Source organism: Mycobacterium sp. EPa45 (assembly GCF_001021385.1).
Classification (GTDB): Bacteria; Actinomycetota; Actinomycetes; order Mycobacteriales; family Mycobacteriaceae; genus Mycobacterium.
Map to the genome: position 1 here is coordinate 5,893,030 of NZ_CP011773.1, position 21,534 is coordinate 5,914,563.

Sequence of the window (21,534 nt, forward strand, 5' to 3'; positions counted from 1 at the left end):
CGCGGCGCTATCCCGTCCCGCCGGTCACCAGCTTCTCCGGCTGCAAAGACCACACGATTGCACCGCCGCCCGGGGTGGCGTGCGCACAGTAAGCCGGCGCGCCCTTCTCGCTGACCGCGGCCGCGCCCAGCACGGCACAGTTCGCCCCGATCACCACGACGGGCAGATCCATCCGGCTCGATACGGCGGGCGGCGGTGGAGTCGTGTGCGCCGACTGCGCGGTTGCCGTGTTCCGGTGGCCCAACATCGAAAGGCCTGCGGCCGCACCGGCAATGATGACCACCGCGCCCAGGATCGCCGGGATCAGCAGCCGCCGGCGCGACGGCGAGCCCGACTCCGGCTTGGCGTGACGACCCGCGCCGGCCTTCTCGGCGGCCGCGGACGCCATCGCGGCGCTCGTCACGTCAGTCGCCCCAGTCTGCTCTTCCGCCGTGCCGATACCCTGCCGCAACGCCCGCGCGAAGTCGATGCAACGGGCGTAGCGTTTGCTGGCGTCCTTTGCAAGCGCGCGAGCGAAAACCGGACTCAGACAAGCTAACTCGGGTCTCTTGGCCCCGATGGACGGCGGGTCGGAGCTCAGGTGCTGGCTGATCACAATCGCCGGATTGGTGTGCTGGAACGGCGGGATTCCGGTCAGCAGGTGGTAGGCCGTCGCGGCCAGCGCGTACTGGTCGGCATGACCGTCGATCTGCTCGCCTTTGAGTTGCTCGGGCGCAGCATAAGCGACGGTTCCGACGGTCATGTTGGTCCCGGTCAGATCGCTCGATTGCCCCATCCATCGTGCGATGCCGAAGTCGGCGAGCATGACTCGCTCGTCGCCGGAGCCGGGACGGCCCAACAGGATATTGGCGGGCTTGACGTCGCGGTGGAGCAGGCCGCGGCCATGCGCGTAGTCCAGCGCCTCGGCGACCCCGGTGATGATTCGGACGACCTCATCGGGCGGCATTCCGTATGGGTAGCGCTCCGCCAGCAGACGGGACGCGTCGGTGCCGTCGATGAATTCCATCGCGATCCACAGCTTGTCGTCGAACTCGCCGCGGTCGTAGATCGTGACGATATGCGGATTCGACAGCGTGGCCACCATGTCGGCCTCGAGATTGAAGCGCTTGCGGTATTCGTCGTCGGCGCTGACCGTGGAACCGAGTACCTTCAGCGCGTCGTGCCGGGGCAGCCGCGGGTGCTGGACGAGGTAAACCTCGCCCATCCCTCCGGCGCCCAGTGTCCGCAGGATGGTGTAGCCCGCGACGATCTGGCCGTCAGCTAACGGCATTGGGGCATTTTAAGGGGTGGATGCGCCGATCCTCGATCCGAATCAGCAAACCCGGCGCCGTCAGGCACCGACCGGGGCGGGCGCGCTGGCCTTCAATGCGGCCAGGGCGGCAACGGTGAGGCGGGCCAGTTCGTCGGCCTCATCCGGGGTCAGTGCGGACTGGTAGATCTGCGCCATCCGCCGGTTGGTGATCTCCTCGACCTCGTCGTAGACGCCTTCCTTGCCCGCCGCGTCGACGAACGGCGGCTGCCATCCCATGAATGCGGCGTAGTCCGTCCCGTGATTGAGGATGTGCGCTTCGACGGGGCTCAGCCCCGAGATCGTGAGCGCGTTGAAGTGGACGGCGGCGCGCAGTTCGCGCAGCACCATCATGACCTGAAGTGCCCGTGCGGGTGCGTCCTCGGCCAGCGGCATGGCCCGCCAGCCGGCATACAGCGGCAGACCGGGTTCTGGCGCGTCCGCGATGACCTTTTCGCCCAGCGCCGCGATGCGGTCCAGCCCCTCGGCGCCGCTCAGGTATCTCCTGCCGAAGTCAGCGAGCTGATCCCAGTAGAGACGGCAGCTCTCGGACGCGGCGTGAACGGCGACGCCGTTCTCCCAACACGACTGCGCCAGATTCGGTTCGAAAACGGCGAACACCGCGCTGACCGTGGTGCCGGTGGCATCACCGAGCACACCGCCCCGGCCCGCGAAATACGCGGCGAACGGGTCCGGGTAGCCGGCCGCCAGGCTCTTCTCGAAGGTGTCCGGGTTGAGCATGAAAACGCTGATGGCTTCGCCGATGGCGGCCCCCGCAGTCCGGATCGATTCGACGTCGATATCGCTCATTCGCCGGAGTTTACGGACTGGGCGGCGGCCGCCGAGGCCGAACGAGACCTACGCGTGCTACGTGCCCCGGCAGGCCGCGGCGGGGGCGACGGTCACCGGGATCCCGTTGAGCGCGCCGTTACCCGACGGTTCGTCCAGGAATGTCGGCGGCGACAGGATGTTGGTGTTGACCCCTGGCGAGCCGTTGGCCACCGACATCCGGGTGCCCGGCTGGCCGTGTCCCCAGCCGTGCGGCATCGACACCACGCCGGGTTTGATGGCGTCGGTCAGCTCCACCGGCACCTCGATGCGCCCGGCCGACGACTCGACCAACACCGTGTCGCCGGCGGCGACCCCACGGCTGGCGGCATCGTCGGGATGCATGAGCAACGTGCACCGGTCGCGGCCTTTCATCAGCGCCGAAACATTGTGCAGCCATGAGTTGTTCGACCTCAGGTGGCGCCGGCTCACGAGCACCAGCCCGTCGGGTTCGCGCTCTACGCGGCGGCCGAGTCGCGGAATGTCGTCGAGCAGATACTGCGGGGCGAGCCGGATCTTCTTGTCGGTGGTGTTGAGAATCTCGGGCACCTGGGGCACCATCGGCCCGAAGTTGATGCCGTTGGGTTGTTCCTTGAGTTTCGCCAGGGTCAGCCCGTCGGCGATTTCGCCGTAGCGATCACCGAACGGGCCTGTGCGCAACGTCAGATCCAGGATGCGTTCCGGGCCGCCATGTGTGTAGTGGCTGCGGACCTGCGCGCCGTCGAGACCCTGGGTGAAGCACAGGTAGTCGAAGAAGCCGTCATCGATCGCGGCGACGTCGACGTCCTCGGCCGGCATCCCCGCGCACAGGCCGGTGAGCCGGACCAAAATCTCCCACTCCTGCGGCCGGTCGGGGTCCTCCGGGGCGAACACCGGCGCGGAATAGTTGGCGATGCTGTTGATCGCGAACGCCAGGATCAGGTCGTCGTGATGCGGTTGCTCCAGCGGTGAGAGGCCGGGCAGGATCACATCGGCGTGCCGGGTGGTTTCGTTGAGCCACAGGTCGACCGAGATCATCGCGTCCAAGCCGGGGAGCAACTCGTCGAGCCGATTCCCCTGCGGGGTGGAGAGCACCGGATTGCCCGCCACGGTGATCAGCGCCCGGATCTGCCCCTCCCCCGGCGTTTCGATCTCCTCGGCGAGACAGGACACCGGTACCTGACCGAGCACCTCCTTGGCGCCGCGTACCCGGGTCTGCCAGCGGCCGAACTCGGGCAGCCCACCCTCCAGGCCAGGTTGCGGCTGCGCGGTGACGGTCCACACCGCCGGCCGCGGGAACATCGCGCCGCCCGGGGTGTCGAAGTTCCCGGTGAGAATGTTGACGACGTCGACCAGCCAGCTGGCCAGGCTGCCGAACTCCTGATTGCACAACCCGATTCGGCCGTACACCACCGCGTTCTCGGTACCGGCGAGCTGGCGGGCCAGGCCCTTGATCCGCTCGGCGGCGATACCCGTCACCGGGGCGACCCGTTCCGGAGGCCAGGCCCGGGCGACCACCCGCAGCGTGTCGACACCGTCGACGTGGTCGGCCAGTGCGCCGAGCCGGACCAGGTCCTCCTCGAACAGGGTGTGCACGACGGCCAGCAGCAGCGCCGCGTCGGTGCCCGGCGTGATCGGCAGCCATTCGTCGGCTTTCGCCGCGGTCGCGGTGCGCACCGGGTCGACCACGATCACGGTGTCGATCGCGCCGAGAATGCCCATGACGTCCGGGGCGGCCAACAGCGATCCCTGCGAGGCAGCCGGGTTGGCGCCCATCACCACCAGCAGGTCGGTGCGCTCGATGTCGGGAACCGGGAAGCCCCACCAGTTTCCGTACATCAGATGAGACGTCAGGTTCTTCGGCCACTGGTCGACGGTTCCGGGCGAGTAACTGACCGGGATGCCGGACATGCCCAGCAGCACACCGGTGTAACGGCCCAGGGAGAACGAGTGCGCCAGCGGGTTACCGGTGTAGCAGGTGACCGCCCCGATACCGTGCTCGGCGATGACCGGGCCCAGCAATTCGGTGCAGCGGCGGAACGCAGCCTCCCAGCTGACCTCCTGCCATTGCCCGTCGACCTTGATCATCGGCTTGCGGATCCGGTCGGGGTCCTCGTGGATGGCGCCCAGCGAAGCGCCCTTCGGGCACAGGTGCCCTCGGCTCCACACGTCATCGCGGTTGCCGCGGATGCCGTCGACGCGGCCGCCGGAGACCTGAATCTCCAAGCCGCACATGGCCTCACACAGCGGGCAGGTGTAGAGGTGGCGGCCGTCTTGGCCGATGGCGGCCAGCTCGATGTGCTCGGTGGTCACCGACCCACGGTAAGTCGGCCGAGCCTTCGATCAGCGCGGTTTCGTCAACTTTGACATTGACGCGCCACGCGGCAAGCGAATTACACAGGTGTGAGTAAAAGCTGGGGATAACCCGCCGGCCGCTTAGATCGGGATCAGGCCGTGCTTGCGCTGCACACGCAGGATCTGCTTGTCCCGCAGGATCCGCATCGCGCCGCGCAGTTGCAGGCGGGTCTTGTGCGGCTCGATCACCGCGTCGACGTAACCGCGCTCGGCAGCCACGTACGGGGTCGCCATGTCACGGTTGTAGCCCTCGATGAACTGGCGCCTGATCTCCTGGACCTCGGGGGCCTTGGGGTCGGGGAACCGCTTGACGATCAGCTGCGCCGCGCCCTCGGCGCCGATGACGGCGATCCGGGCCGTCGGCCACAGGAAGTTGAAGTCGGCCGTCAGCTGCTTGGAACCCATCACCGCGTACGCACCGCCGTACGACTTACGGATGGTGATCGTCACCTTCGGCACGTCGGCCTCCACGACGGAGTAGAGGAAACGGCCACCACGCTTGATGATGCCGTTCTTCTCCTGCTCGACGCCCGGCAGGAAGCCGGGGGTGTCGACGACGAAAACCAAGGGCGTGTTGAACGAGTCGCAGAATCGCACGAACCGCGCGGCCTTGTCGGACGCCTCGTTGTCGATGGCACCCGACAGGTGCATCGGCTGGTTGGCGACCACGCCGACCGGACGGCCGTCGACACGGGCGAAGCCGGTGATGATGGCCTGGCCGGCTTGGGCGGCCACCTCGAGGAAATCACCGTCGTCGAAGATCCGCAGCAGGATCTCGTGCATGTCGTATGCGACGTTGTCGGCATCGGGGACCAGGCTGTCGAGCTCCAGGTCGTGCGGGGTGATCTCGGGCTCGAGACCCGGGTTGACGACCGGTGCATCGTCAAAAGTGTTGGAGGGCAAGAACTCCAGGTAGTCCCGGACGTATTGGAAAGCGTCCTTCTCGGAGTCGACGACCTGGTGGATGTTGCCGTACTTGGCCTGCGCATCGGCGCCACCGAGCTCGTCGAGCGTGACATCCTCGCCGGTGACGTCCTTGATGACGTCCGGGCCGGTGACGAACATGTAGCCCTGGTCGCGCACGGCCACGATGAGGTCGGTCTGGATCGGTGAGTACACGGCACCACCGGCGCACTTGCCCAGGATGATCGAGATCTGCGGCACCAGACCGGACAGCAATTCGTGACGACGGCCCAGCTCGGCGTACCAGGCCAGCGAGGTCGCCAGATCCTGGATGCGGGCGCCGCCGGAGTCGTTGATGCCGATGATCGGGCAGCCGACCATCGCCACCCATTCCATCAGCCGAGATACCTTGCGGCCGAACATCTCTCCGACCGAACCACCGAAGACGGTGTAGTCGTGGCTGAACACGCCGACCGGGCGGCCGTTGATGGTGCCGTGCCCGGTGACCACACCGTCGCCGAACAATGCATTCGGATCACCCGGCGTGCGGGCCAGCGCGCCGATCTCCAGGAAACTGCCGGGGTCCAGCAGCGCGTGGATTCGCGCCCGCGGGCTGGGGATGCCGCGCTTGTCGCGCTTGGCGGCGACCGCAGGACCGCCCGGTTCCTTGGCGAGTTCCAGCTTTTCGCGGAGTTCGGCGAGCTTTTCGGCAGTTGTGACCGGATGGTGGGCGGGAGCGCTCTCAGTGGTCACTTGCTCTCGTTCTCCTCGGCATCGATTCGGTTGATGGCTTCGCTCATATGGGCCCCGACCTTGGCGATGTACGGCTCGTCGATCGCCTGGATGTGCTCGCCCCCGATGGGGACGATCTCCAGATCGGCGACGAATTCACCCCAGCCGCCGTCAGGCCGGCGGACTGCGTAGCGCGGCTCGAACATGATCGCGTCGTCGTGATAGCGATCGGCCATGTACAACGCGACGTGTCCGTCATAGGGCTCGATGGTGGCGGTGTCCAGGGCGCGGTTGTCCAGATAGGACGTGCGCTGGTGCTCGATGATGCCGCCCGGGATGTCGACCCCGCTCTCCTTGACGGCGTCGAGCACGAACCGGACCTGACCTTCGTCGTCGAGTTGTTCGAGCTGCTCGTAAGGGATCTCGGGGATCTCGACGTTGAAGGTGCGCGAGGCGAAGACCGCGTAGCGGTCCCAGCGCGCGCGGATCTCCTCCTTGGTCTGCGGCACCTCTTCGCCGGCGCGCACGGTGTCGATCAGCCCGACGAAGCGGACGTCACAACCGTTGCGCTTGAGACCGACCGCGCAGGCGTAGGCCAGTGCCCCGCCCAGCGACCAGCCGGCGAGAATGTAAGGCCCCTTGCCGTTGATCTCCATCAGCTTGGGCACATACTCGGCCGCGCGCTCCTCGATCGAGCCCTCGACCCGCTCCAGGCCGTAGATCGGGGTGTGGGGGGGAAGGCGCTTCATCAGCGGCTCGTAGACCACCGACGACCCGCCCGCCGGGTGGAAGACGAACACCGGGACGTGCTTGGTCCCCTCCGCGGGCGCGCGCAGCGTGCGCACGAAGCCGTCGACCACACCCTCCTCGAGCTGGGCTCGAACGATGTCGGCCAGCGCCTCAATCGTCTTGGCGGACTTCACCTCATCGACGCTGATCTCGCCCTCGGCACGCTCGGAGAGCCGTTCGGAGAGCTTGGTCGCAATGTCATCGTTGATGGCGGGCAACTCGTTGAAGATGCCGCCCGGTGACTTCCCGGTGACGATCGCCCACGTCGCGAACGTGACCCGCTCCGCGGCGTCACGCGGCGGTACGTCGGCCCCGAGCGCTTCGGTGACGGCCTCCTGGGTCAGCACCTTCGCGGCCGCGGCCGCGGCAGTGGACTTCACCTCTCCGGTCGCTTTGCTCGCCCCGGCGGCTGGCCCGGCCGGATCAGTCGGCGGCGGTGGGATGTTCGGCTCGGCCTCTGCCTCGGTCTCTGCCTCCGTCGCGATCGGGTGGCCGGCCTGGGCGAGCTTGGCCTCCAGTTCGGCGACCGTGCTGGCCCCGCCCATCAGCTCGGCCTGCTCGGCGGCGATCTCCTCGGCGGACTTACCCTTCTGGGCCTCGGCCAGGTCTTCGACCTCGTCGCGATGCTCGATCGCGTACTGGATCAGCTTCTCGACGGCATAAAGGTTGGCGTCCCGCACCGCGGTCAACTGGATCGGCGGCAGGTCGAAGTCGTACTCGACGCGGTTCTTGATGCGCACCGCCATCAGCGAATCCAGACCCAGCTCGATCAGCGGGACCTCCCACGGCAGGTCCTCGGGCTCGTAGCCCATGGCACCGCCGACGATCGCGGCGAGTCGGTCATGCACAGTCTCACCAGAATCCGGCGACCACTTGGCGAAGCCGGCCGCCAGGCCGGCACCGGCAGTGAGGTTGTCGGACAGGATCTCTGCGTCGTCATCCGGCTCGTCGGCTTCTGCGGCGTCGACAGCAGGTGCGGTGACCGCGACACCGGTCGCGACCGCCGACGGCAACGCCGAGACCGCACCGCCGCGGGTGACGACGGCGTCGTATACCAGCGTGAAGGATTCGTCGATCCGGGCGTGCACCTGCACCGAGGCGCCGCCGGGATGGCGGGTCAGCGTCGTCACCAGCCGGGCGCCGTCGCCGGGTACCGCGCGCTGTTCGGATGCCGTCAGCTTGGCATCCGGGAGCACTTGTGCCGCAGCTGATTTCACCAACGCGGCGAGATCGGTCTGTCCCTTCGGGGAGTACTCCCAGACGTGCCGGCCGTCGGGGGTGGCCACGTGATTGCCCGGCATCATCACCGAGCTGTCGCCGGTGAACTGCGCGTCCAGCCAGTGTTCTTTGCGCTTGAACCGGGTCGGCGGGATGTCGGCGTACTCGCCGGCCTCGAAGAGGGTCCGGAAATCCAGGTCGTGGCCGTAGACGTAGAGCTGCGCCATCGCGGCGAGCATCGACTCGACCTCGTCCTGCTTGCGGGCCAGGGTGGCGATCAGCTGTCCGTCATGCAGCCCGGCAGCAGCCGTGGTGAGCCCAACCTGCATGAGCGCCACCGGGTTCGGCGCCAGCTCCAGGAACGTGGTGTGCCCGTTGTCGACCGCGTTGCGAATGCCATGGGTGAAGTAGACGCTGTGCCGCAGCCCCTTCTTCCAATACTCGACATCGTGGATCGGCTCGCCGCCCGGGCGGATGTAGCTGCCCTCGTGCACGGTCGAGAAGTAGCCGGTGTGCAGCGGATGCGCCTCGATACCCTGGATTTCCGCGGACAGCTCACCGAGCAGCGGGTCCATTTGCTGAGTGTGGCTGGCGCCCTTGGTCTGCAGCTTGCGGGCGAACTTGCCCTCGGATTCCGCGCGGGCGATGATCGCGTCGATCTGCTCGGGCGGACCGCCGATGACGGTCTGGGTGGGGGCGGCGTAGACGCACACCTCCAGCCCCGGGTAGTCGGAGAAGACGGTCTTGATCTCGTCGGCCGAGTACTCCACCAGGGCCATCAGCCGGATGTACTCACCGAACAGCATCGCTTCGCCCTCGCCCATGAGGTGTGCGCGCGAGCAGATGGTGCGGGTGGCATCGGCCAGCGACAGGCCACCGGAGAAGTACGCGGCCGCTGCTTCACCGAGCGACTGGCCCACCACCGCACCGGGTTTGGCGCCATGATGCTTGAGCAATTCACCGAGCGCGATCTGGATGGCGAAGATCACCGTCTGGACCACTTCGATGGGGTACTCGCAGGTTTCGTTCGTGTAGTCGATCGCGTCGTCGAGGATCAGCTCGACGATCGAGTAACCGCGCTCGTCCTGGATGAGCGCGTCGACCTTGTTGATCCACTCGGCGAACACCGGGTCGCGCAGGTACAGGCTCTTGCCCATCTTGCGGTGCTGGGCACCGAATCCGGCCAGCACCCACACCGGCCCGTTGGTCACCGGCCCGTCGGCGCTGTAGACCAGCGGACTCTGCTTGCCTTCGGCGATCGCCCGCAGGCCCTTGACCGCCTCGTCGTGGTCGTGGGCCATCACCACGGCCCGCGAACGGCCGTGGTTGCGCCGCGACAGTGAGCGGCCGATGGCCTCCAACGACGACGCCCGGCCCGCCGGGCTGTCGATCCAGTCGGCCAGCTCGGCCGCCGTCGCGCGTTTGCGCGACGTCAAGAATCCCGAAACAGCCAGCGGCACAACAGGAACGGGCTTCTCCGAGGCCTCCCACTCGGCGCGGGCGGCCTCGATCAGCTCCAGTGCCTCGTCGGTCAGGCCCGGCAGCTCGGGCTCGTCCTCGTATGCGACAGCTGATGCGTACTCCTCGGCCACGTCCGCGGCGCTGTCATCGACGAACTCGCCGTACTCGTCCATCCGCACTCCGCCGACGTAGACGGCGTTGGCGTCGGACGTCGACGTCTCGTCGACCGGTGCGGATTCCGCCTGCGGTTCAACCAGATCCGCCGGCAACACCTCCCGTAGCACCAGGTGGGCGTTGGCGCCGCCGAAGCCGAATCCGGATACGCCGGCGATCGCGTGGCCGCTGTATCGCGGCCAGTCGGTGACTTTCTCGACCACCCGCAGCCGGATCGCGTCGAAGTCGATGTAGGGGTTGGGCCCGGCGTAGTTGATCGACGGCGGAACCTTGTTGTGGGTCAACGACAATGCGACCTTGGCCAGGCTCGCCGCACCGGCGGCCGACTCCAGGTGACCGAGGTTGGACTTCACCGCACCGAGCAGCGCGGGCTGGTCGGCGGGGCGGCCCCTGCCCACGACGCGACCGAGCGCGTCGGCCTCCATCGGGTCGCCCAGGATCGTGCCGGTGCCGTGCGCCTCGATGTAATCGACGCTGCGCGGGTTGACTCCGGCATTCTTGTACGCCTTGCGCAGCACATCGGCCTGGGCGTCCGGGTTCGGCGCGAGCATGCCGTTGGATCGGCCGTCGTGGTTGATCGCGCTGCCGGCGATGATCGCGAGGATCTCGTCACCGTCGCGACGGGCGTCGCGCAGGCGCTTGAGCACCAGCATGCCGCCGCCCTCGGAGCGCGAATAGCCGTTGGCGTCCGACGAGAAGGACTTGATCCGGCCATCCGGCGCGAGCACGCCGCCGACCTCGTCGAAGCCGATGGTCACCAGCGGGGTGATCATCGCGTTGACGCCTCCGACCACCGCCATATCGGCCTCACCGGATCGCAGCGCCTGCACACCCTGGTGGGCGGCGACCAGGGAGCTGGAGCACGCGGTATCCAAAGCCATTGAGGGACCGCGGAAGTCGTAGAAGTAAGAGACCCGGTTGGCGATGATCGAACTCGTGGTGCCGGTGATCGCGTATGGGTGTGCGGTGGTCGGATCGGCCACCGCGAGGAACTGGTAGTCATTGTTCGACGCGCCGATGTACACACCAACGCATGCGCCCCGCAGGGTCGATGCCGGAATGCGAGCGTTCTCCAGCGCTTCCCAGGTGAGCTCGAGTGCCATCCGCTGCTGCGGGTCGATGTTGTCGGCTTCCATCTTCGACAGCGCGAAGAACTCGGCGTCGAAGCCCTTGATATCGGAGAGGTAGCCACCGCGGGTGGCGGCCTTGGCGACTCGCTCGGCGATGCGCGGTTCGGCGAGGAATTCCGACCAGCGCCCGTCGGGCAGATCGGTGATCGCATCGCGGCCCTCGAGCAGCGCCTGCCACATCTCGGCCGGAGTGTTCATGTCGCCGGGGAATCGGGTGGCGACGCCGACGATCGCGATGTCTTCGACATCGGCTGCGCGCGACCAGTCCTCGCCCGTTTCGTCGAACTCGATCTCCGGCTCGCCCTCGATGATCACGGTGGCGAGCGACTCGATGGTCGGGTGGCGGAAGGCCACCGTCGCGGTCAGCGTGACACCGGTGAGGTCCTCGATATCGCTGGCCATGGCGACCGCGTCCCGAGACGACAGACCCAGCTCCACCATCGGGGTGGACTCGTCTACCGCGTCAGGAGCCTGCCCGGTCGCGTTGGCCACCCAATTACGCAGCCACTCGCGCATCTCCGACACCGTCATGTCGGTGCGGGCAGGGGCCGGCGCGTCCTGGGACGAGGCCAGCGTGATCTCGGGCGTTTCGGGCGTTTCTGATTCAGACATGAGGCCTCTGAGTACTTCCTTGGGTCGTCATTCCTCGTCGTCGGGGAAGGCGTTGGCCACCTTGCCGCTGCGCAGGGTGCCGTCGAGGTAAGCCGAGCGGCAGGCGCGCCGGCCGATCTTGCCGCTGGAGGTCCGCGGGATCGCACCGGCGGGGGTCAGCAGCACATCGCGAACCGTGACGCCATGGCGCACCGCGATCGCTGCGCGGATGTCATCGGAGATCGGCCCCAGCTCCATCTTGTGGGAACCCGGCGCGCGCTCGGCGACGATCACCAGCTGCTCGGAGCTGTCGTTGGCGTCACGCTTGAGCCCGGCGTGCGCGTTCTCGAACACCTCGTCGGGCAGCTGGTTGGCCGGCACTGAGAACGCAGCGACGAATCCGGTCCGGACAGCCTTGGTGGCTTCCTGAGCGGAGTACTCCAGGTCCTGCGGGTAGTGGTTGCGACCGTCGATGATCACCAGGTCCTTGACGCGGCCGGTGATGTAGAGGTCACCGTCGTAGAACGCGCCGAGGTCACCGGTGCGCACCCAGGTGGCGTCGTCGGCGGCACCTTCGGCGTGCGACGGGCTGGTCCGCGACTTGAGGATGTTCTGGAACGTCGCGACGGTCTCTTCCTTCTTGTTCCAGTAGCCGGTCCCCATGTTCTGGCCGCTGATCCAGATCTCGCCGATCTGCCCGTCGGGCAGTTCGGTGGCGGTCTCGTTGTCCACGATCACCGCCCACTCGGCGACGCCGACCTTGCCGGCCGAGGCCTGAGCCACCGCCGTGGGTGAATCGTCGGGCACCACGACGAAGTGGCCCGCGTTCAATTCGTCACGATCGACCGAGACGATCTTGGGCTCTTCCGACGATGGCGTCGTCGACACGAACAATGTCGCCTCGGCCAGGCCGTAGGACGGCTTGATGGCCCTCGGCTGGAAGCCGAACGGGCGGAACGCGTCGTTGAAGCGCTGCACGGTGGCGGCCGAGATCGGCTCACTGCCGTTGAGGATGGCCTTCACGTGCGACAGGTCCAGCGGTTCTTCGTCATCCTTGGGGACACCGCGGGCTGCGGCGTGGTCGAACGCGAAGTTCGGGGCTACCGAGATGGCACCGCCGGTGTCGCCTTCCCGCCAGGCGAGCTCGCGAATCCAGCGACCGGGGCGGCGGACGAAGGCCGCGGGTGTCATGAACGTGAAGTAGTGGCCGATCATCGCCGGCAGCAGCGCGGTGACCAGACCCATGTCGTGGAAGAACGGCAGCCAGGAGACACCGCGGTCGCCTTCCTCGCCTTCGAGGGCCTCGATCACCTGCACCACGTTGGTGGCCATGTTCAGGTGGGTGATCTGCACGCCGCTCGGGATCCGCGTGGAGCCGGACGTGTACTGCAGATAGGCGATGGTGTCCTCGTTGACCGCGTCGAACGGTTGCCAGGTCACACCGACCTCGTCGGGGATGGCGTCCACGGCGATGACGCGAGGCCGCTCTTTGGCCGGACGGCTGCGGAAAAACTTGCGCACACCCTCGGCTGAGTCGGTGGTGGTCAGGATCGCCGAGGCACCACAGTCGTCGAGCACCGCGTGCAAGCGGCCGACGTGCCCGGGCTCGGCCGGGTCGAAGAGCGGAACCGCGATTCGGCCGGAGTACATGGTGCCGAAGAAGGCGATCAGGTATTCGAGGTTCTGCGGGCACAGGATGGCTACCCGGTCACCGGGCTGGGTCACTTGTTGCAGCCGAGCTGCGACGGCCCGGTTGCGGCTGCCGAAATCTGCCCAGGTCAGCTCGCGAACGACGCCGTCACGTTCGGTGGAGAAATCCAGGAAGCGGTAGGCGATCTTGTCGCCGCGAACCTTGGCCCAGCGCTCCACGTGCTTGACCACACTGGCGCCCTCGGGGAAGGTGATCAGGCCGTTCTTGATGAACGGATTGTGGAACGGCATACCAATCTCCTGTCAGAACAACATCTGTGTCGGGCCCCGCGGCGGCCGCGCGAGATCGCGCCACCGGTCACCCTGCGTCGCCGGCCCCAAACCTCCAAGATCGTACAGATCCATCCCAGGTCCTTCTGGGACCTCGATGGCCCTGCGGGCCGCTCACGCATGCAGCTCTTATTTTCTTCTTAATGTTAGGCGTAGTCGCGGCGGCGGCCAAATCCATCAGCCGAAGGGCTTCCACGTCATCCATGTTTTGGATGTGGCGCGTTCTCGATCAGATCGCGCGCCCAATTCAGTGTCCACTGCGTCGAGGTTTGACCGTCGAGGTTCCAGAACTGCGGCGTGTTGTAAAGCGCGTGCACCGGCTGTCCGGCGCCGCCCGCCAGGACGTCGAGCGTCGTCGGCAGATTGGTGATGTTGAACGCCTCCTGGGGCGAAGCGCAGATCAGGTCTCCGACGGCGCAGATCTCATTGGTGCGGTTGTTCAGCGCACCGAAGCCGCCCGGCCGCTCGCCCGTCATGGTCAGGCCCATCGCCGACAGCACCGGAACCTCGTGCAGGGTGATCTCAGCGCCGGTGCCTGGCGGGTTGGGGCCGATGTCCTGCCCGACCCCCAGCTGGCGGCGCCCGTCGGCGATCAACGTCACACCCAGGACCAGGTCCTCGTCGACCGGACCGCGCCCATTGCCGATGTCGCTGGCAATATCGCCCCCGATCACCGCGCCCTGCGAGAAGCCGGCGATCACGTAGCTGGTCAGCGGGCAGCGATTGTTCATGTCGGTCATGGCCTTGACCGCGGCGCGGGTGCCCTCGGCGCGACTGTCGTTGTAAGACATCTGGTTGTCCTGCGACAGCGGGTTATGGAACTGCGCGGTGTACGGGACGGTGTAGATCTGGAGCCGGTCGGGGCCGAACTGGCCGGCGAGCGGCCGGGTGACGTTGCCGAGCAGGGCCAGCGGGAACTGGGTCGGGTTCAGCGGATCGTCGGTCGGCCACGATTCCCAGGTCCCGGGGATGACGACCATCTGGACGTCCGGGCAGCTGGCGTCCTGGAATTCCGGCCGCGGCTTGTGCTGGCCCGGTGAACTGGTGGGCGGGAGCGCGGTCGGCGGCACCGCCGTCGGGGGTGCTTCGGGCCGGCGGACGACGATCACGATGATCGCCACGACGAGCGCCACCGCGACGGCCATGGCGCCGGCGGCGATCAACCCGAGGATGCGGTGACGTTTGCGCTGGGCGGCGGTTCGGGAGTTTCGAGCCATTGAGAGAAAGGGGTCTTCCTGTTAGCAGAGCTGCTGGGTGGCGATCCGGATGTAGTCGGCGGTGGCCTCAGTCACCTGCGGATCGGGGGCAGTGTGCGGCGGCGATCCCGCGTCGACGACGTCACTGCGCACCATCGGAGCAATGTAGTCCCATACCGCCTGGTCGCTTTGACCGGCCGCGTGGGCCTGACAGACGTGAGAACCGATGCTCAGTGCTTCCAGCTCACTCGAGGGATGCACACCGGCGGCGGTCAGCGCGTCGAGGAACCCACGCTGCGTCGGTGTGACGTTGAACTTGGTGGACTGCAGGTCGGCGTCCGCGGGTAGCGGCGCGCCGTGACCGTGGACGGCGCCGCTGGTCTGGGCGGTTGGCGGCACGGCGGTGGTGACCAGGTCCTCACCGGAAGTGCAGGCCACCAACAGCACGGCCGCCGGGCCGAGCAGTCCGGCCATCAGCAGAGCGTGACGGACGGCGCCGGCAGCGTTGCCGTTCACCAAACCGTCCGAGCGCTGCACGTCTCCACGTTACCGGCTGGCGCTGCGTCGCCCCGAGCACCGCAAGATTGCGGAAAGTTAACATTTCAAATTTGTCTGGGCGATCCGAGCGACTTACTTGATCGCTGCCGCAACATCTCCCGACATCGCGGCCAGCTGCGCGGCCCAGTTGCCCCAGTCGTGGTTGCCGCCGGCCGGGAAGTCGAAGTGGCCGTTGCGCCCACCCACCGAGCGGTAATGCGCGTAGAAGGTGCGGTTGCTGCCCTGGGCCTGATCGCAGTAGCCGATCATGGCCGGCACGTCGCTGCACGTCAGCGTCTGGGGGCTGAACACCCACAGCCGGGTGTTGTTGTCGACCAGCAGCTGCACGTGCACCTCGGGGTCATGCCACTTCCACCGGCCCAGCTGTGCGGCACCCCACATGGCTTGGGTGTTCACGCCGCCGAACTCGTTCATACCGGCCGTGATCGCACCGTTCAGGAACGTGTTCGACGGGGTCAGGAAGCCCGACATGGACCCGGCGTAGCGGTAGCGGTCGGGGTGGAAGGTCGCTTCCATCATCGCCCCGAGACCACCCTGGGCGGCTCCAACGATCGCATGGCCACCGGGCGCCAGGCCCTTGTTCGCCGCCAGCCAGCTGGGCAGCTCGTCGGACAGGAACGTCTCCCACTGCCGAGTGCCGTCGGCCTCCCAGTTCGTGTAGAGGGTGAACGCACCGCTGGCGGGCGCCACGACCGAGATGCCCTTACCGGCCAGGGTGTTCATCGCGTTGCCCGCGGTAACCCAGTTGCTGACGCCCTCGCCGGCGTTGAACGCATCCAGCAGCACCACGGCGTGCGGACCGCCGCCCATGAAAGCCACCGGGATGTCGCGGCCCATGGCCGGCGACGGCACCATCAAATACTCGACGTCGGCGGCGTCGCCGCGCGGCGCGGTAGCACTCATGAGGCCGAGCGCCAGAACCGCGGCGCACATTCCCCGAAACAGGCCCGACAGACTCTTCATAGTCACCTCAATGTCGACTTGTCGCATTTCACAGCCCCGCCCCACCTGCACATGAGTGAATCACACTGCTTAGTCGGTTGGTCCGGATATGCCAACGGCGACGACCCGAAGGTCGCCGCCGTTGGTGTGTCGATACCTGATGATCAGGCGGTCGGCGTAGCACCCAGCACGCGCTGGATGTCCGGCTTCATCTGCTGCAGCTGCTGACCCCAGTAGTTCCACTGGTGGGTGCCGTTGGCGGGGAAGTTGAACACCCCGTTGCTGCCACCCTTGGCCAGATAGGTGTCGCGGAACGTCTTGTTCGTGCGCAGTGTGAAGCTCTCCAGGAACTTCGCGTTGAACAGGTTCCCACTGCTGGTTCCGGCGTCCAGGTCGGACGGCTTGCCGTCACCGCAGTAGATCCAGATCCGGGTGTTGTTGTCGATCAGCTGCTGGATGTTGACCAACGGGTCGTTGCGCTTCCAGGCACTGTTCGGATCCTCGGTCGGGCCCCACATGTCGTTGGCCTTGTACCCGCCGGCGTCACCCATCGACAGGTTCACCAGCATCGGCCACCAGCCCTCGGACAGGTTGAGGAAGCCGGACAACGCGCCGGCGTACGGGAACTGCTGCGGGTGGTAGATCGCCAGGGTCAGCGCGGCCGAGCCGGCCATCGACAGACCGACAGCCGCACTGCCGGTCGGCTTGACCTGCTTGTTGGTGGCCAGGTAGGCGGGCAGCTCCTGGGTCAGGAACGTCTCCCACTTGTAGGTGCTGCAACCGGCCTTGCCACACGCGGGCTTGTACCAATCGGAGTAGAAGCTGGACTGGCCACCGACGGGCATGATCACCGACAGGCCCGACTGGTAGTACCACTCGAACGCCGGCGTGTTGATGTCCCAGCCGTTGAAGTCGTCCTGAGCACGCAGACCGTCGAGCAGGTAGACCGCAGGCGAGTTCGGACCGCCACTCTGGAACTGGATCTTGATGTCGCGTCCCATGCCGGCGGACGGCACCTCGAGGTACTCGACCGGGAGGCCCGGCTTGGAGAATGCTCCCGCCGTTGCGGAGCCGCCGACGACGCCGATCAGGCCGGGCAGCACGGCAGCAGCCGCCGCGGCGACCGTGAGCCGGCGCAGCCAAACGCCGCGCAACTTCTCAACGAACTTCATGTATTTCCATCCTTTTTCGGGGGCCGCACCGCATGCGATCCACGCAGCCGTGCCCTGGTAGTCAACCACAGGTGTCGTGATCGTTCCTCTTCACAGATGTTGTCGTGACCGCCCTCTCACCGATTGATCGTGGCGATGAGGTCGGGTTTCAGTGCCGCGAGTTGAGCTCCCCAGTACGGCCACGAATGGTTGCCGGACGAGGGGAATTCGAAGGTCGCGTTCGTGCCGCCGGCGGCGGTGTAGGCCGCCTGAAAATCCTTGTTGCTCTTGATCGCCATCGACTCCAGGCTGGTGGCGCTCAGCGCTGCGCCTGGGTCTGCGCCGACGTCGAGATCGGTCTGTCCACCAGGCGCGCAGTAGATCCAGAGCCGGGTTCCGTTGTGCGCGATCGTGGCGGCCTGCACCACCGGGTCGTTGCGCTTCCACGCCGGATCCCAAGGGGGACCCCACATGTTGTCGACGTTGTAGCCACCGGCGTCGAGCATGGCCACTCGGATGGCTTGCTGCATCAGCACCGCCGAGGGATTGAGGAATCCCGACAACGAGGCTGCGTAGGTGAACTGCTGGGGGTGGTAAGCCGACAAGATCAGTGCTGCACCGCCGGACATCGACAGTCCGACGACGCCGTTACCGGTCGCGGAGACGCCCTTGTTGGCGGTCAGCCACTGCGGCAGCTCGCTGGTGAGGAATGTCTCCCACTTGTAGGTGTAGGTCTGCTTGTTGAAGCTCGACGGCGAGTACCAGTCGGTGTAGAAGCTCGACTGCCCGCCGACGGGCATCACCACCGAAACTCCCGTGTTGTAGAACCACTCGAAAGCCGGGGTGTTGATGTCCCAGCCGCTGTAGTCGTCCTGGGCACGCAGACCGTCGAGCAAGTAGACGGCTTTCGAACCCGACCCTTGGAACTCGACGCGGATGTTGCGGCCCATCGACGGCGAGTACACATCGAGGTACTCCACCGGAAGGCCTTCTCTGGAGAAAGCTTTGGCGTGCGGAACCACGCCGAGGACCATCGCAAGTGCGGTCATCAGCAGGACGGCGGTGAGGGAGGCTCTCACGGCACGAACCATCGGTTGCTCAACTCATTCATTCACGGCATGGCAGAACCACTGTCGACACTGACGTTGGTCTCGCCAAGCGCTCTCACACTTGACCTGTGTATCGCCGCAAACTGACCGCAGCGTTACCGGCTGGAGCCCGGCTGGCAACCAAAGCTACCGCGTCGACCTGGGAATCGTGAAAACCGCTGCACGGCAGGCGTGCCCTGCAGTGTGTCGTGCGTAACAACTTGCACTCAGCCCACATTGGCCACACGAGGGCCCCCAGCAGTGCGACAGAAACTGACGCGAGAGTCAGCCAACGGATACTACGGGCCGGTGGCCGGCAAGCCGGTATACGGAGTGCCCTTCAACGGCGGCTCGGGCAGATTGCAGCGCTGCAGCTCGTACTGCGGCACGCGATCGATGCGGTACCGGGTGAAATCGAGCGCGTGCAACACATTTGACACGAAGCGGCGGACGCCCAGGGGGGCGCGGATCGATTTGAGCATCGCATCGGTCTCGGGGCAACCCAGGGCCACCCCCGCCTCGGCGATCCAGCCCTCGTCGAGATAAGGCGGGACATACGGATGCTCTTTGAGCCAGGGGCCCTCGGCCACCGCCCAGTCCGGAAAGAGGTTCTTGTCGTGCCCGATCCGGCCGTCTTCCAGCCGCGCGGTGTGCGCTGCGATCGGGTTCGCGAGACCGATCTGGTCGATCACCCTGACATTCAGGCCGACGTTCATGCCGAGCATGCCGAGGTTGGTGAAAAAGACTGTGTGCGGTGCTATTTGGCGACGCCAGGTGTCCATCGAGACACCGGGGGGCGGCGGTGGCGGCGGGTAGGCGGGCACCACATCCCACACGTCGTAGTTGCCCGCCGGCAGCAGCAGCGCGCCGTCGGGGGTGTTGTTGATCGCGGTCAGCACCGCGCGCATCCGCGGGTAGTCGAGGTAGTCCGCCGCGGTCAGCGGGTGGGCATGACCGGTCGCCTGCGAATAGAACCGCCGCTCATCGACGATTCCCGAATAGGTGACCCGGGTGGCGTCGCGACCCATCCCCGGTGAGTTCGCGGCCCACAGCGACCAACCGACCAGCGCGAGCCACAATGCCACCGTCGTGCCGGCCAGCACGGTGGCACGCTCACGGGAGAACCTGACGGCGTCCGGCAGCACGACGGGAATCAGGGCAACCGGAGTCAGCAGGCAGAACACCGGCGTCAACAAGACCCGGCCATGCATGAAATCGCCGCCCTGCCGGATCCAGTACAGGGCCTGCAGTACGCCGCTGACGAGCATGAAAATCACGACGGCAGTGGGGCTTTGGATGCGACGAGCCAACCGTCGGGCGCTTCGGGATGCGTCCGGCGGGCCGGCCGCGGCTCGGCGTGCCGCCACCACCATCGCGCCAAGCGCCATCACGAGCAGGGCCGCCAGCCACAGCGCATACGGCTGGTTGAAGTTGGCCAGATAGATCAGGCCTTGGCCCCACTTGTCCCCCGAGGCATCCTTGGCCAACGCGGTCTGCGGGAAAAGCAGCCCGTAGTAACCCATTCGGAAGATCTGATAGCCGACCGGGAACAGGCCGCCGGCGACGAGGATGAGCAACCGGGTGATCCAGCCGCGGGCGGCGATGAGAATCATCACCAGCGCCAGTCCGCCGATCAGGGCGAGTTCGGGCCGGACCAGCACGCTCAAGCCGGCGACGAAGGCCAGCGCGGCGGTGAAAACGGGGCCGCTGCGGTGCAGCCGGGGCTGCTGCGACCAGACGACCATCATCCACCACAGCAGGCCGATCCAGGCGAGCACCAGGCCGTTCTCCAGCCCCGAGGTGGCGAAGTCACGCGCGGGCGGGATCGCGATGTACACCAGCGCGCCGGCCGGGAGAAACACCGCCCGGCGACCCTGCAGACCGGGCGCGAACAGCCTTGCGGTGCCGAGCATTACGAACACCACACCAGCCACCGACAAGCTCAGCGCGAGTGCCAGCGCCACGTACTCCAGCTGCACCGGGCCGGCGATCAGGGCACCGACATAGTTCAGGTAGGTCCACAGCGTGGAGGTGTTCGACTCCACCCGCTCGCCGGCATTGAACACCGGGCCGTTGCCGGCCAGCAGGTTGCGCACCGTGCGCAGCACGATCAGACCGTCGTCGGCGATCCACCGTCGTTGCCAGGCACCCCAGGTCCACAGCGCCGCGACCACACCGACACTGACCCACAAGCTGATCCGGGCCGCCCGAAGGTACGTGGGCTGCGCCGAGGCCGGCTCGGGCGTCAGCCGCTCAACTGAAGGCGATCGCTGCACCGATGGTCCCGATCCACGCCAGCAACAGCAGTTGCAGCACCCGATCCTTCAACGCGATGTCCTCGGGTTCACCGGCCAGTCCACCGTCGACGTCGACGGCGTAGCGCAGGATCGCGATGGTGATGGGAATGATCGTGACCGCGTACCACGACGCGTTCGCCCCGTCCCGCTCGAAGGCCCACAGGCTGTAGCAGACCACCATCGCGGTGGCCGCCACCGTCCAGACGAACCGGAGATAGGAGGCCGTGTAGCTCTCGAGCGACTTGCGGATCTTGGCGCCGGTGCGTTCGGCGAGTTGCAATTCGGCATAACGCTTTCCGGCCACCATGAACAGAGAACCGAATGTCATCACCAGTAGGAACCACTGTGACAGCGGAATGCCCGCCGCGGCGCCACCAGCGATGGCTCGGATCAAGTAGGCCGACGACACGATGCAGATGTCCAGCACCGCTTGATGTTTGAGCCCGAAGCAGTAGGCCAGCTGCATCCCGATGTACACAGCGATCACGATGAGGAGATTCACCGAGGCCAGTAGTGACAGCGCCAGCGCGCCGACACCAAGGACGACCGCGACGGTGTAGGCCAGCCATTCGGGGACCACGCCCGCGGCGATCGGGCGGAACCGTTTGGTCGGATGCTGGCGATCGGCCTCGACGTCACGCGAGTCGTTCACCAGATAGATGCACGACGCCGCCAGCGAGAAGGAGGCGAACGCGATCAGGATCTTGATCGCGACTTCGTCGTAGTCGTAGTTGATGTCACCGCCGAGTGCCGCGATCGGGGCGAGCAACACCAGCAGGTTCTTGACCCACTGGCGCGGGCGGATGGCCTTGATGAGCCCGGTGAACACATTGCTCGGCGGTCGGCCGACCGGCGCCGCTTCATTACTCATGGG

General features: G+C 66.7%; 13 protein-coding genes. All 13 read right to left on the minus strand.

Translation table 11 applies throughout. From position 1 onward, the window contains the following. Positions 1 to 7 precede the first annotated feature (7 nt). Positions 8 to 1,270, minus strand: a complete 1,263-nt coding sequence (locus AB431_RS28040; RefSeq protein WP_047332704.1) for a serine/threonine-protein kinase — start codon at positions 1,268 to 1,270, stop codon at positions 8 to 10. Positions 1,271 to 1,330: 60 nt separating this feature from the next. Further along, positions 1,331 to 2,098, minus strand: a complete 768-nt coding sequence (locus tag AB431_RS28045; protein WP_047332705.1) for a hypothetical protein — start codon at positions 2,096 to 2,098, stop codon at positions 1,331 to 1,333. A 57-nt stretch (positions 2,099 to 2,155) separates the two neighbouring features. Further along, positions 2,156 to 4,408 carry a molybdopterin-dependent oxidoreductase gene (locus tag AB431_RS28050; protein ID WP_082135827.1) on the minus strand — a complete coding sequence of 751 codons (2,253 nt, stop codon included), beginning with the start codon at positions 4,406 to 4,408 and terminating at the stop codon, positions 2,156 to 2,158. 123 nt (positions 4,409 to 4,531) lie between these two features. Further along, positions 4,532 to 6,106, minus strand: a complete 1,575-nt coding sequence (locus tag AB431_RS28055; protein ID WP_047332706.1) for an acyl-CoA carboxylase subunit beta — start codon at positions 6,104 to 6,106, stop codon at positions 4,532 to 4,534. Continuing rightward, a complete protein-coding gene (pks13, locus tag AB431_RS28060) occupies positions 6,103 to 11,469 on the minus strand; it encodes a polyketide synthase Pks13 (RefSeq protein WP_047332707.1) in 5,367 nt (1,788 codons plus the stop codon). The genes AB431_RS28055 and pks13 overlap by 4 nt, the downstream gene beginning before the upstream one ends. A 27-nt stretch (positions 11,470 to 11,496) precedes the next feature. Beyond that, complete coding sequence (gene fadD32, locus AB431_RS28065; RefSeq protein ID WP_047332708.1) at positions 11,497 to 13,389, minus strand: long-chain-fatty-acid--AMP ligase FadD32; 1,893 nt, start codon at positions 13,387 to 13,389, stop codon at positions 11,497 to 11,499. A 236-nt stretch (positions 13,390 to 13,625) separates the two neighbouring features. Next, complete coding sequence (locus tag AB431_RS28070; protein ID WP_047332709.1) at positions 13,626 to 14,645, minus strand: cutinase family protein; 1,020 nt, start codon at positions 14,643 to 14,645, stop codon at positions 13,626 to 13,628. Between the two features lie 21 nt (positions 14,646 to 14,666). After that, positions 14,667 to 15,161 carry a DUF732 domain-containing protein gene (locus tag AB431_RS28075; RefSeq protein ID WP_235435779.1) on the minus strand — a complete coding sequence of 165 codons (495 nt, stop codon included), beginning with the start codon at positions 15,159 to 15,161 and terminating at the stop codon, positions 14,667 to 14,669. A 93-nt stretch (positions 15,162 to 15,254) separates the two neighbouring features. Further along, complete coding sequence (locus AB431_RS28080) at positions 15,255 to 16,145, minus strand: alpha/beta hydrolase-fold protein (RefSeq protein ID WP_047332710.1); 891 nt, start codon at positions 16,143 to 16,145, stop codon at positions 15,255 to 15,257. Positions 16,146 to 16,288: 143 nt separating this feature from the next. Then, positions 16,289 to 17,296, minus strand: coding sequence for an esterase family protein (locus AB431_RS28085; RefSeq protein WP_047332711.1), 1,008 nt, complete (start codon positions 17,294 to 17,296; stop codon positions 16,289 to 16,291). A gap of 116 nt (positions 17,297 to 17,412) precedes the next feature. After that, a complete protein-coding gene (locus AB431_RS28090; RefSeq protein ID WP_235435973.1) occupies positions 17,413 to 18,324 on the minus strand; it encodes an alpha/beta hydrolase family protein in 912 nt (303 codons plus the stop codon). 338 nt (positions 18,325 to 18,662) lie between these two features. Further along, a complete protein-coding gene (gene zomB / locus AB431_RS28095) occupies positions 18,663 to 20,612 on the minus strand; it encodes a flagellar motor control protein ZomB (protein ID WP_047333875.1) in 1,950 nt (649 codons plus the stop codon). Between the two features lie 4 nt (positions 20,613 to 20,616). After that, complete coding sequence (locus tag AB431_RS28100; protein WP_047332713.1) at positions 20,617 to 21,531, minus strand: decaprenyl-phosphate phosphoribosyltransferase; 915 nt, start codon at positions 21,529 to 21,531, stop codon at positions 20,617 to 20,619. Between the last annotated feature and the right edge of the window lie 3 nt (positions 21,532 to 21,534).

What these genes read in the sequence shown, in the direction of transcription:
- AB431_RS28040 (WP_047332704.1), bottom strand. Translation starts at nt 1,270, where the DNA reads ATGCCGTTAGCTGACGGCCAGATCGTCGCGGGCTACACCATCCTGCGG.
- AB431_RS28045 (WP_047332705.1), bottom strand. Translation starts at nt 2,098, where the DNA reads ATGAGCGATATCGACGTCGAATCGATCCGGACTGCGGGGGCCGCCATC.
- pks13 (WP_047332707.1), bottom strand. Translation starts at nt 11,469, where the DNA reads ATGTCTGAATCAGAAACGCCCGAAACGCCCGAGATCACGCTGGCCTCG.
- fadD32 (WP_047332708.1), bottom strand. Translation starts at nt 13,389, where the DNA reads ATGCCGTTCCACAATCCGTTCATCAAGAACGGCCTGATCACCTTCCCC.
- AB431_RS28070 (WP_047332709.1), bottom strand. Translation starts at nt 14,645, where the DNA reads ATGGCTCGAAACTCCCGAACCGCCGCCCAGCGCAAACGTCACCGCATC.
- AB431_RS28080 (WP_047332710.1), bottom strand. Translation starts at nt 16,145, where the DNA reads ATGAAGAGTCTGTCGGGCCTGTTTCGGGGAATGTGCGCCGCGGTTCTG.
- AB431_RS28085 (WP_047332711.1), bottom strand. Translation starts at nt 17,296, where the DNA reads ATGAAGTTCGTTGAGAAGTTGCGCGGCGTTTGGCTGCGCCGGCTCACG.
- AB431_RS28090 (WP_235435973.1), bottom strand. Translation starts at nt 18,324, where the DNA reads ATGACCGCACTTGCGATGGTCCTCGGCGTGGTTCCGCACGCCAAAGCT.
- AB431_RS28100 (WP_047332713.1), bottom strand. Translation starts at nt 21,531, where the DNA reads ATGAGTAATGAAGCGGCGCCGGTCGGCCGACCGCCGAGCAATGTGTTC.